The sequence below is a fragment of the Paucibacter hankyongi genome (genome assembly GCF_037482915.1).
Taxonomy (GTDB): domain Bacteria; phylum Pseudomonadota; class Gammaproteobacteria; order Burkholderiales; family Burkholderiaceae_C; genus Paucibacter_A; species Paucibacter_A hankyongi.
Map to the genome: position 1 here is coordinate 124,217 of NZ_JBBHJX010000007.1, position 12,430 is coordinate 136,646.

At 58.6% G+C, this 12,430-nt stretch carries 10 protein-coding genes; 9 read left to right on the forward strand and 1 reads right to left on the reverse strand.

The window, feature by feature from the left end:
• Positions 1-52: 52 nt before the first annotated feature.
• Positions 53-382: an iron donor protein CyaY gene (gene cyaY, locus WG899_RS12550; protein WP_339596082.1), complete on the forward strand. Its 330-nt coding sequence runs from the start codon at positions 53-55 to the stop codon at positions 380-382.
• On the opposite strand, the gene WG899_RS12555 is transcribed toward cyaY, so the two are convergent.
• Positions 372-2,756: a penicillin-binding protein 1A gene (locus WG899_RS12555; RefSeq protein WP_339595994.1), complete on the reverse strand. Its 2,385-nt coding sequence runs from the start codon at positions 2,754-2,756 to the stop codon at positions 372-374. The genes cyaY and WG899_RS12555 overlap by 11 nt on opposite strands.
• Before the next feature lie 294 nt (positions 2,757-3,050).
• Here WG899_RS12555 and WG899_RS12560 point away from each other — a divergent pair, with 294 nt between their 5' ends.
• The 8 genes from WG899_RS12560 to aroB all read left to right on the forward strand — a co-directional run bounded on the left by WG899_RS12560 (position 3,051) and on the right by aroB (position 12,414).
• Positions 3,051-4,088 (forward strand): pilus assembly protein PilM, encoded by a 1,038-nt coding sequence (locus WG899_RS12560; RefSeq protein ID WP_444718841.1) that lies wholly within the window; start codon positions 3,051-3,053, stop codon positions 4,086-4,088.
• The gene (locus WG899_RS12565) at positions 4,085-4,735 is read left to right on the forward strand and encodes a PilN domain-containing protein (protein ID WP_339595996.1); all 651 of its coding nucleotides are present in this window, start codon (positions 4,085-4,087) and stop codon (positions 4,733-4,735) included. Before WG899_RS12560 ends, WG899_RS12565 begins: the two co-directional genes overlap by 4 nt.
• Positions 4,736-4,743: 8 nt before the next feature.
• A complete protein-coding gene (locus tag WG899_RS12570; protein WP_339595997.1) occupies positions 4,744-5,442 on the forward strand; it encodes a type IV pilus inner membrane component PilO in 699 nt (232 codons plus the stop codon).
• Between the two features lie 5 nt (positions 5,443-5,447).
• Positions 5,448-5,969 carry a pilus assembly protein PilP gene (locus tag WG899_RS12575; protein WP_339596083.1) on the forward strand — a complete coding sequence of 174 codons (522 nt, stop codon included), beginning with the start codon at positions 5,448-5,450 and terminating at the stop codon, positions 5,967-5,969.
• Positions 5,966-8,164, forward strand: a complete 2,199-nt coding sequence (locus WG899_RS12580; RefSeq protein ID WP_339595998.1) for a type IV pilus secretin PilQ — start codon at positions 5,966-5,968, stop codon at positions 8,162-8,164. Before WG899_RS12575 ends, WG899_RS12580 begins: the two co-directional genes overlap by 4 nt.
• Before the next feature lie 106 nt (positions 8,165-8,270).
• Entirely contained in the window at positions 8,271-10,652 is a 2,382-nt protein-coding gene (locus WG899_RS12585; RefSeq protein ID WP_339595999.1) for an Ig-like domain-containing protein, read from the forward strand.
• A 14-nt stretch (positions 10,653-10,666) separates the two neighbouring features.
• Positions 10,667-11,230: a shikimate kinase gene (locus tag WG899_RS12590; protein ID WP_339596000.1), complete on the forward strand. Its 564-nt coding sequence runs from the start codon at positions 10,667-10,669 to the stop codon at positions 11,228-11,230.
• Between the two features lie 53 nt (positions 11,231-11,283).
• Entirely contained in the window at positions 11,284-12,414 is a 1,131-nt protein-coding gene (gene aroB, locus WG899_RS12595) for a 3-dehydroquinate synthase (RefSeq protein ID WP_339596001.1), read from the forward strand.
• The last annotated feature ends 16 nt before the right edge of the window (positions 12,415-12,430 follow it).

Sequence of the window (12,430 nt, forward strand, 5' to 3'; positions counted from 1 at the left end):
CGGAAGTTTATCGCCCATGTCTTCTTCATTGCCGGCGCCTGCCGCCACGCCCTTGACCGATCTCGAATACCAAACCAAGGCCCGAGCCCTGCTGGATCTGGTCGAGGCCCGAGTCGATGCCTGGCTGGATGCTGATGTGGTGGACATCGACAGCCATCGCAGTGGCGGCCTGTTGGAGTTGAGCATGCCCGGTGGCAGCAAACTCATCATCAACACCCAGGCGCCGCTGCAAGAGATTTGGCTGGCGGCGCGCGCGGGCGGCTATCACTTCCGATACGTCGACGGTCTTTGGCTGGACACCCGCAGCAGCGCCGAGTTCCTGGCCCTGCTGTCCGAACAAGCCAGCGCTCAGGCGGGCAAGGCGCTGAGCTTCAGCGCTTGAACAAGTCCATGATGCTCTTCTTTTCGTCAGGGCTGGCCGCTTGCGGCATGCTGGTCTCGTCCTGACTCAACTCGCGCACGCCGTCTTTGCCGGAGTACTCGTCGTAGTACCACTCGTTGTTGATGCGCACGATGCCCTCGGGGGCGGCCATTTCGGAAACGGCCACATTGCGCAGCGCAAAACTCATGTACTCGATCCAGACTGGCAGTGAGAGGCCGCCGCCGGTTTCTCGGTCGCCGAGCTTTCTGGGCTGGTCATAACCGATCCAAACCACGGCCACCACCTCTTGCTGATAACCGGCAAACCAGGCGTCCATTGAGTCATTGGTGGTACCGGTCTTGCCGTACAGGTCGGGACGCTTCAGCTGCGCTTGCGCCTTGGCCGCCGTGCCGCTGCGAGTGACTTCCTGCAGAAGGCTGCTCATCATGAAGGCGTTGCGCGCCTCAATGGTGCGGGAGTCTTCGCCAACCACGGTCTGCGCCGCTTCGTAGAGCAAACGCCCCTTGTTGTCGGTCATCTTGGCAATCAACTGTGGCGTGACGCGGTGGCCGCCGTTGGCAAACACCGCGTAGCCCTGCGCCAGCTGCATTGGGGTGACCGAGCCGGCACCCAGGGCCATGGTCAGGTAAGCGGGGTGCTTTTCGGCTTCGAAGCCGAAACGGGTCAGCCAGTCTTGGGCGTAATGCACGCCGATCGAATTAAGAATCCGGATCGACACCATATTCTTCGACTTGGCCAAGGCGCGCCGCAGCGGCATCGGTCCTTCAAAGGTGCCGTCGTAGTTCTTGGGTTCCCAGGGTTGGCTGCCGGTGCTGGACGCGTTGAAGAACAGCGGTGCGTCATTCACCACCGTGCTGGGGGTGAAGCCTTTTTCCAGCGCTGCCGAATAGATAAAGGGTTTGAAGCTGGAGCCCGGTTGGCGCCAGGCTTGGGTGACGTGATTGAATTTGTTTTTGGCGTAGTCAAAGCCGCCCACCATCGCCCGGATCTGGCCGTTGCGCGGATCCATCGACACAAACGCACCTTCCACTTCAGGCAATTGAGTGATGGTCCATTCGTCTTTGCCGGCCCGCGTTGATTTGATGACCCGGATGATGGCGCCACGGCGGATGCGTGTTTTTGGATTGCCCTTCTCGGACAGTCCGGAGGTCGCCGGCTTCAATCCTTCGCCGCTGAGCGTCAGCGTCTCGCCGCTTTGCAGTGCTGCCACCACCTTGCGCGGGTCGGCCTCGAGCACCACGGCAGCCAATAGCTCGTCGTTGGCGGGATGGTCGGCCAGGGCTTCGGCCAGCCGAGCATCCAAGTCCTTTTGTGCCGCCGGCAGATCGACATAGGCTTCCGGGCCACGGTAAACCTGACGCCGTTCAAAGTCCATGATGCCGCGGCGTAAGGCGCGGTAGGCCGCGTTTTGTTCATCGGCGCGCAGGGTCAGATAGACATTCAAGCCGCGCGTGTACGCCTCGTCACCATACTGGCTGAAGATCAGTTGGCGGGCCGCCTCGGCCACGAACTCGGCATGCGAGGGGGTCTCGCTCATCTGACGGTAGCGCAGCACTTCGGCCTTGGCGCTGTCACGCTGCTCGGGCGTGATGAAACCGTTTTCCAGCATGCGCTCGATGATGTATTGCTGGCGGATATTGGCGCGACGTGGGTTGTTGATCGGGTTATAGGCCGAGGGTGCCTTGGGCAAACCGGCCAGCATGGCGGCTTCGGCAATCGAGATGCTGCGCAATGGTTTGCCGAAATAGACTTCGCTGGCGGCGGCAAAGCCGTAGGCCCGATGACCCAGAAAGATCTGGTTCATGTAGATCTCGAGAATTTGCTCCTTGCTGAGGGCGTTCTCGATCTTCAAGGCCAACAAGATCTCGTAAATCTTGCGGGTCAGCGTTTTTTCGGTCGACAGGTAGAAATTGCGGGCTACCTGCATGGTGATGGTGGACGCACCCTGGCTGCGCGATTCACCGACGTTGGCCAAGCCGGCTCGGATCACGCCCAGATAGTCGACGCCGCCATGTTGATAAAAGCGCGCATCCTCAATGGCCAGCACAGCATCCTGCATGACCTTGGGGATTTCCTTGATGGTCAGGTAGTTGCGCCGTTCTTCGCCAAATTCACCGAGCAATTGCCCGTCATTCGACAAAATCCGCATCGGCAACTTGGGCCGATATTCGGTCAAGCCGCTGATGTCGGGCAGGTTGGGGTAGGCCATGGCCAGGGCTAGCGCCACTAGCAAGAGCACCGAACCAAGCCCGGCAAGGCCGAGGCCGAGCAGCCAGCCAAACAGTTTGCCCGCGACAGACAGGGCCGTCTTTGGAATTTCGGGGCGGGACTCGGTATTGGAGTTCCGAGGGACTTTCTTTTTGGCTTCGCTCATGGGCCTCCGCTGGGGTCGGGCGATTATAGAAAGCTCTCTAGCTTGCGTTGTTTTCAACTTGGCCGCCACAAGGAAGCCTCGAAGTCGGAAATGCAGTGTTTTTCCGGTCTTTAGGGCGCGCTTGCGGCGTGTATGTTTCGCAACGTGGTGTTACCGCCTGTGACCTTGTTTCCTTAGGGGGGCAAGGGCTTTGCTGCTAGCATTCAAGTAACTTATTAATAGTCCGGCGAAAAACGTTGGGGGATTCACGTCGTGGGAATACTTGACGTACTGATGGGTCGAAAGCATCCGCCCATGATTGGCTTGGATATCAGTTCGTCCAGCGTCAAATTGGTGGAGCTGGGCCAGACCGCCAATGGCGATATGGTGTTGGAGCGATTTGCCACCGAGCCATTTGAAAAAGGTTGGATCACCGACGGCCAGATCGAGAAATTCGATGAAGTGGCCGATGCGGTGCGTCGCGTCGTGGCGCGCAGTGGCAGCCGTACACGCGATGCTGTGTTGGCCATGCCGCAATCCGCCGTGATCACCAAGAAGATCATGCTGCCCGCCGGCTTGCGGGATGAAGAACTCGAGATCCAGGTCGAGGCGGAAGCCAACCAGTACATCCCGTTCTCGCTCGATGAAGTCAGTCTCGATTTTTGCGTGATTGGCCCCAGCCCGACCTCGGTCGGTGATGTTGAGGTCTTGATTGCTGCTTCGCGTAAGGACCGGGTGCAGGATCGTCAAGGTTTGGCCGAGGCCGCCGGCCTGCGTCCGGTGATCCTGGACATCGAGTCGCACGCCTCTCGCATGGCCATGGGGCGCTTGATCGCCAATCTGCCGAATGAAGGCAAAGATGCCTTGGTGGCTTTGTTTGAGATTGGTGCCGACACCACCAGCCTCAAGGTGCTGCGTGACGATGAAATGCTGTACGACCGTGATCAGGCTTTTGGCGGCTCACAACTGACGCAGTTGATTTCGCGCCAATACGGGTTTTCGTTTGAAGAGGCCGAGCAAAAAAAGCTCGCCAATGATTTGCCGGAAGATTTTGCAAACGCCGTGCTGAACCCCTTTGTGGATAGCCTGTCGCAGGAAATCGGCCGCGCGCTGCAGTATTTCTTTACCAGCACCCCGCACCACAAGGTGCACTATGTGATGTTGGCTGGTGGTACGGCCACCTTGCCGGGATTGAAGGAACGGGTCACCGAGTTGACCGGTTTTGCCTGCATGGTGGTGAATCCGTTCGAGAACATGGCTTTGGGTTCGGCCATTCGTGAATCCAAACTGCGCCGCGAAGCGCCCGCCTATTTGACCGCCTGCGGACTGGCCATGCGGAGGTTTTTCCAGTGATCCTGATCAACCTACTTCCTTATCGGGAAGAAAAACGTAAGCGACGCAAGGCGCAGTTTTTTGTCGGTTTGGCGGCGGCTGGCTTGGTCGGTGCCGGTTTGGTCGCGCTCACCTACGCTTTGTTGCAGCACTGGACTACCGAGCAGCAAGGTCGCAATCAGTACCTGACCTTGGAAATTGGTCGGCTGGATAACCAAATCAAAGATATCGCCAATTTGCGCGCCGAGATCGAGTCGCTTAAATCGCGCCAACGTGCGGTTGAGGATTTGCAAACCGACCGAAATACACCGGTGCAGTTACTGAATGAATTGGCTCGCCATACGCCCGAAGGTGTGTATCTGACGGCGATCCGGCAGGCCGAAAAAGTCGTCACCATCAATGGCATCGCCCAGACCAATGAACGTGTGGCCGAGTTGTTGCGCAACACATCGCGCGCATCCGAATGGCTGGAGCGCCCAGAATTGGTCGAAATCAAGGTTGCCAATCTCAGCACCAGTGGTCGTGACCAGAAACGACTGCTCGATTTTTCCATGCGCGTCACGATCAAAGATCCGAATCGTGAAGCCAATGATGTGCCTGGCAAACCTGGCTCGGCAGCTTCCGGCGCCGCGGCCACGGCGCGGCCCGGCGAAGCCAACAAGTCCTGAAGGCAAGCATGGCGACCAAGGCTTTATCAATCAAATTCGATCCCAACGCGTGGTTCGAGGGCGTGGCCGATCAGTTCCGCGGCCTCAATCCCAATGAACCCGGTCAATGGCCGCTGCTGCCTAAGTTGGCAGCTTTTTGTGCCTCTGCGGTGGTGGTGATGGCGCTGGGTTGGGTGTTCCTGCTGTCCGATGTGCAGTCGGCGCTGGATGCTGAACTCGCCCGCGAGCCGGTGTTGAAGCAAGACTTCAAGGGCAAACTGGCCCAAGCTGTCAACTTGCCTGAGTTGCGCAAGCAAAAGAGTCAGGTTGAAGAATACGTGACCCAGCTTGAAAAGCAATTGCCCGGCAAGGCCGAAATCGATGCCTTGCTGTCCGACATCAACCAGGCCGGTCTTGGTCGAGGCTTGCAGTTCGAGTTGTTCCGCCCAGGGCAGGAACAGCGCAAGGACTACTACGCGGAGTTGCCGATCTCTTTGCGCGTCTCGGGGCGTTATCACGACATCGGCGCCTTTGCTGCCGACGTGTCGAATCTTTCCCGCATCGTGACCCTGCATAACCTGAACGTGGTGGCACCTACCGGCAAGGATGCCAATAGCGGCACGCTGAGCATGGAGGCGACCGCTCGGACTTACCGTTACCTTGACTCGCTCGAGGTGGCAGATCAGAAGAAGAGTGCGGCCAAGGCCGCTGCAGGAGCGAAGAAGTGAAGCCGCTGAATGCAGGAGTCCTGTTGCTGCTGGCGACCTTGTTGGTGGCTTGCGCGGACGACACCAATGAGCTGACCCAGTGGATGGAGCAGCAGCGCCGCGAGGCCCGCGCCACCATCACGCCGCTGGTGCCGCCCAAGAAGTTTCTACCCCAGCCTTACGAGGCTGCGGGTGGCATTGACCCGTACAGCGCGCAAAAGCTCAGTGTGGCGGTCAAGCAGGAGGCGGCTCAGCCCAATTCATTGTTGAGCGCCGAGATGAATCGTCGCCGTGAACCGCTGGAAGCCTATCCGCTCGACAGCATGGCCATGGTCGGCAGCATCACCCGCTCGAACCAGCGCTTTGCCTTGCTGCGGGCCGACAACTTGTTGTACCAGGTCAAGGCCGGCGATCACCTGGGTCTGAATTTTGGACGCGTGATGACAATCACCGAGACCGATATCACCCTGCGGGAAGTCGTGCAAGACGCGGCGGGCGAGTGGATTGAACGCACCAGTACCCTCCAGCTTCAGGAGCAGGGACGATGAATAAATTGCAGGAGACTTCAGGCATGAGCCAATTCGGCATGGGCCAGTTTTGGCGCGCAGCGGGTTTGAGCGTGGTTCTATCGCTGGGCTTGTTGGCGGCCGGTTCGGTGGCGGCTCAAACGGCCATTCGATCGATCAATAGCGTCCAGCAGTCGGGTGTCGAGGTCGTGCGCATCGAGATGTCGCAGCCGCTGACCGAAGTGCCAAAGGGCTTCACCGTGCAGTCACCACCGCGCATTGCGATTGACCTGCCGGGTGTGGTGAATGGCATTGGCCGCTCCTTGGTGGAGATCAATCAGGGCAATTTGCGTTCGGCCAATGTGGCTCAGGCGGGGGAGCGTACCCGCGTGGTGCTGAATTTGCGCCAGCCTTCGGGCTACAAAGCCGAGATTCAGGACAACGCTTTGTTGCTTGTGTTGGAGACGGCGCCTGGAGCTGCCCCAGCGCCGCAGGCAGCCGGCGAGCCGGTGCATTTCGCACCGAGTTTGAACGCTGAGTTGCAGTCGATTCGCGATATCGATTTCCGCCGCGGCCAAGACAATGCAGGCCGGATCGTTGTTAGCCTGCCCAGCAACCAAGTCGGCGTCGACATTCAACAGCAGGGCCAGAATCTGGTGGTTGAGTTCCTCCGCTCCAGCTTGCCGGCAGGCCTGCGTCGTAAGCTGGATGTGTCCGATTTCGGCAGCCCGGTGCAGGCCATCTCGACCACCCAGGTGGGTGAGCGCGTTCGCATGGTGATCGAGCCGAAGGGCGCTTGGGAACATAGTGCGTACCAAAGCGACAACCAGTTCGTGCTGGAAGTGCGCCAGCAAAAGCTCGACCCGAACAAATTGGTGGCAGGCCCGGGCTACGCCGGCGACAAGCTGTCGTTGAATTTCCAGAATATCGAAGTGCGCGCCTTGCTGCAGGTGATCGCAGACTTCACCAACTTCAACGTGGTGACCAGCGACACGGTAACCGGCAATGTCACGCTGCGCCTGAAAGACGTGCCTTGGGATCAGGCGCTGGACATCATCATGCAGGCCAAGGGCCTGGGCCTGCGCAAATCGGGCAATGTGCTTTGGATTGCGCCGAAAGATGAACTCGCCGCCAAGGAAAAACTCGACCTCGAGTCAAAGGCTCAGATCGCGCAGTTGGAACCGGTGCGTACACAGTCCATCCAACTGAACTACACCAAGGCCGAGGAAGTGGCCAAGGGTTTGAGCGGACAGAACGCTGGAAGCTCTTCGGGTGCAGGCCAAAACCCCTCGCGCATTCTGTCGCCGCGTGGCAGCGTGATCTTTGAGACTCGTACCAACCAGTTGTTCGTGACCGATATTCCGTCCAAGTTGGAGGAAGTTCAGGCCATGATCGCCAAGATCGACATCCCGGTGCGCCAGGTTCTGATCGAGGCTCGCATTGTTGAAGCGGACGATAAGTTTGGTCGTGCTTTGGGGGTCAAGCTCGGTGCTAATGACCTGCGTGGTCGACAAGATGGCATCCCGGGCTATCCGGTCGGTGGTGGCAACTATTTGGTTGCGGGAGGCAAGTACAACGGTGTCGGCTACAGCACTTTGCAGTACCCGGTGAATGACTTTTCCAACACCCAGTTCATCAACCTGCCGGCCAATGTGTCCTCGGACAGCTTTGGCGGCGCCAATGCCGCAAACTTTGCGCTGTCACTGTTCAGTGCCACCGCCAACCGATTCTTGAACTTGGAGTTGTCGGCACTTGAATCGGATGGCAAGGGCAAGATCGTGTCCAGTCCGCGCGTCATTACCGCCGACCAAGTCAAGGCATTGATCGAGCAAGGTGAGGAGTTGCCCTATCAAGTAGCCACGGCCAGTGGCGCCACTTCGATTCAGTTCCGCAAGGCCAATCTGAAGCTTGAAGTGACGCCGCAGATCACGCCCGAAGGCAATGTGATCCTGAATGTGGATGTCAATAAGGACAGCCGCGGCACGCTCACTCCTCAGGGCTTTGCCATCAACACCAAGCATGTGCAGACCCAGGTGCTGGTGGAAAACGGCGGCACGGTGGTGATCGGCGGTATCTTTACTCAAGATGAGCGCGAGGACATTTCCAAGGTACCTTTGCTCGGAGATGTCCCTTATTTGGGAAATCTATTCAAGAACAAGTCCCGTACGTCGATCAAGACGGAGTTGCTGATCTTCCTGACCCCCAAGGTCGTGAATGACCGGGCGACGGTTCGCTGACTTGGATCAGGCTCGCCTGGTAGCGCCGCTGGTCTAACAAGCAAGATCCACTGAAACACGGGAGCGCCTGCGTTCACATACGCTGGCATTGCAGGAGTAAGCAGAAATGAGCAGTAGTAATAAATTGGATCGCTTCGGTCGAACTTGTGTCCGAGCGGTGCTGGGATTTGTCGTCGCGGGCCTCATGGTTGCTTGTGGAGGCGGAAGTGGTTCAGATTCGGGCAAGCCGATCTTTCAAGACCCGAGTACCCCAAGCACCACGACCCCAACCAGCTTGACTGATTTGGCGGTGATCGGCGACAAGAGTTCGATCCCCAATTCAGGAACGGAAAAGGTCACGCTGACGATCACGGCCTTGGCGGCAGGCAATACGGCCATCACCGGTGTGGAGGTTCCTGTTTCCGTCACCGTGGACAGCGGCGCCATCGTGACACCTTCGGCCAAGGCTACCAGCAAGGACAACGGGACCTTGACCGCAATTGTTCAATTGGTGGACAAAACCAGTCGCACCGTGAAAGTGACGGTGACCAGTGGCTCGGTTACCAAGACGGCAAGCTTTGATGTCGTCGATAGTGTCAATGGCGGCAAGGTTGCTGATTTGGCTTTGGTCGTTGATAAGGCCACCATGCCCAACGATGGCACGCAGACCATCAAATTGACGGTGACATCGCTCGACGCGAATCGGAATGCCATTGGCGGCTCGCCGGTCACTTTGAAGGTGGATACCGATGCCACCCTGCATCCCAATGAAGACGCCCTGCTCAACGCCGGAGGCGCGACGACAACTGGGACCACAAGCGGGCAATTGACTGCTGATTTGAGCTTGGTGGCCAACAAGAAAAACCGGACCATTGCCTTGATCGCGACCAGCGGAACGGTGACACGCTCCATCAGCGTCAATGTGGTCGACTCCCTGGTGAGTGCGCCCAAGGCGGCTGATCTTTCTGTGTTGCTGGATAAAAACAATGTCACCAATTCCGGTGGCGATGTAGTGACGGTGACCGTGACGGCCGTGGATGCTCTGCGAAATGTCATCAGTGGCATTCCAGTGACCTTCACCGTTGACAACAAGGCGACCGTTGCTGCGGCGTCGAATCAAACCGATGCCCAGGGGCAAGTCACGGCAAAGGTCAAGATTGGCGATGACAAGTCTGACCGACTGATCACCGTCACCGTCAAAAGCGATACGCTGGTCCGCACAGCCACCTTCCTGGTCACTGGAACAACTCTGCAAGCAACCGCTCTGCCAGCCTTGCCGGTTGCGGGGAGTGCAGGCAATAAGGTGGAGTACCGCCTGAGTGACGTCAATAAAAATGCCATGAATGGAGTGGCGATCAAGATCAGCGCCAGTGGCCTCCCGACCGTGACCGATGTGACCGACAGCAATGGCGGCTTCACCTACACCTACACCGCACCCACTACACCCGGCCCCATCGATATCACGGCGGTGGCTGGAGGCAAGACGGTGGTGCAAACCGTGACGGTTCCTTCGGGTTCATCGACGGTCGATCCGGTCACCTTGACGGTGACGTCCGCCGCCGTTTCGGCGTCACCATCGGTGGTCAAAGTGAACACCGCAGACACCTCCAATCGGACGGAAATCCGCGCCTTGTTTTTGGCGGCGAACAACACGCCAGTCAAGAATGTTCGGGTCCGCTTTGACTTGAATGGCGACAGCAACAGCATTGGCGGTTCGCTGAGTTCAGCCTCGTCGATCGTGTATTCGGATGCCGGTGGCGCTGCGGTCACCAATTACACGCCCGGCCAACGTTCGAGCCCGACCAATGGGGTGACGGTGCGTGCTTGCTGGGACTACAGCGATTTTGCTGTCACCGCCTGCCCGAATGCGGTGTTGACTAGCCTGACCGTGGTGTCGGATCCCTTGTCCATCACGATCGGTACGGATGAGACGATCTCGGAGGGCGATAGCAAGCTGACCTATGTGAAGCAATACATCCTCTTGGTTGTGGATGCTGCCGGCAACCCTGTTTCGAATGTCCAAATCACTCCGTCCTTGGACTTGACTGGGTATTCGAAGGGCTTTTATGAGTACGACAAGGTGGCTGCGGCTTGGAAGCCTTTCTACTACTCGGATGCCATCAAGACTCCAGGCTATGCTGCAGGCTGCGCGGCGGAGGACTTGAACAAGAACGGTTCGATCGAAGTTGGCGAGGACCGTAATGCCAACGCGCAGTTGGATCCGCGCAAGTCGGATGCGTCCATCACCATGGTCGGTTCGACCAAGACTGGCGCCAATGGCACAGCGATCTTGAAGATTGAATACCCGAAGAGTGTGGCGGGTTGGGTGAACTTCACGATCCAGGCATCTGCGGCTGGCGTGTTGAGCCCTCCAGCGATTTACGCAAGTACCTTGCCGGTGTCTGCCACCGCCATCAAGACAGAAACACCACCTCCAGCCTTCGTGGTCAGCCCATACGGCATCAAGAGAAAGTCGGCGGATTCGACCTATTGCACGAACGCTGACTGAGTGCCTCCTTGGGCATGATCATCTCCCTTGTCGGTATGCCCGGCGGTGGCAAGTCCACCGTCGGCCGTCAGATGGCGCGCCAACTGGGAATGCGCTTTATCGACACCGACGCCGAAATAGAAACGCGCCTCGGCGAGACGATCAAGACTTTTTTTGATCGCTCCGGCGAGGCTGCTTTTCGCGACATTGAGTCGGAGGTCTTGGCCGAAATCCTCACCCGGGAGGGTGAGTTTGTGTTGGCCACCGGTGGCGGCATTGTCCTGAGGGATAGCAACCGCGATTTGCTGCACAAGCACTCCACCGTCTTGTATCTGCGTTCGACGCCGGAGGAGTTATTCAGGCGCTTGCGTCACGATACACAGCGGCCTTTGCTGCAGGTGCGCGACCCCTTGGGGAAGTTGCGCGAGTTGTATCTTCAGCGCAATCCGTTCTACCGGCGCTGCGCCCATTTCGTACTGGAAACCGGCCGACCTTCGGTGCAGGGTCTGGTCAATATGGCGCTGATGCAACTGGAGTTGGCCGGTATTGTGGATCCCAGCCGTGTGGCGGCCACGGTGGGCGCCGAAGTAAAAGTCTGAGGGCATTCGGTAGCTCAATCGAGTGGTGGGTTCAGGCTCGTACACTTGGGCCCATGAACGCAGCGCCACAGAACATCCTCAGCCTTTCTCAATCCTCTACCCAGACCGTTCCCATTGCGCTTGACGATGGACAACGGGCTTACGACATCCTGATTGGCTCGGGCCTGCTGGACTCGTCCACTTCGTGGCAAGGTTTGCCCAAGGCCGCGGCGGCGCTGATTGTCAGCAACGAAACGGTCGCACCGCTGTACCAGCAACGCCTGCGTGAGCAGTTGTTGGCGCACTATCCGCGGGTCGATGTTGTGCAATTGCCGGACGGCGAGCAGTACAAGGATTGGGCGTCGCTGAACCGAATCTTCGACCATTTGTTGGCCTCGGCTTCGGATCGCAAGACGGTCTTGTTTGCACTCGGCGGCGGCGTCATCGGTGATATGACGGGATTCGCCGCTTCGATCTATATGCGCGGCGTGCCCTTCGTGCAGGTGCCCACGACCTTGCTGGCCCAAGTGGACTCATCGGTCGGCGGCAAGACCGCAATCAACCACCCGTTGGGCAAGAACATGCTCGGCGCCTTCTATCAACCGGCGCGTGTGATCGCCGATCTGGACACCTTGGACACGCTGCCGCAGCGGGAGTTGTCGGCCGGGCTCGCGGAGGTGATCAAGTACGGCCCTATCGCCGATGCCGCCTTTCTGGATTGGATTGAAGTCAATCTGGATGCGTTGCTGGCGCGTGACAAGGCCGCGTTGGCCTATGCCGTTAGGCGCTGTTGTGAGATCAAGGCCTGGGTGGTGGGGCAAGATGAGCGCGAGCAAGGGCTGCGCGCCATCCTCAATTTCGGTCACACCTTTGGACATGCGATTGAGACTGGCCTTGGGTACGGCGAATGGCTGCATGGCGAAGCCGTAGGCTGCGGCATGGTGATGGCCAGCGACTTGTCGGTCCGCCTGGGTCTTATGCCTCCGGAGTTTTTGACTCGCATGCGGCGTCTGATCGAACGGGCTGGCTTGCCGGTGGTGGGGCCCAACTTGGGTGCGGAGCGCTATTTGGAACTGATGCGGGTCGACAAAAAGTCAGAGGGTGGGGCGATTCGTTTCGTGCTCATTGAGGGGCTCGGCCGCGCCGGCATGCACGCGGCACCCGACGAACTGGTGGCCCAGGTGTTGGCGAGCCACTGCGCTTGATGAAGATTCGGATTTA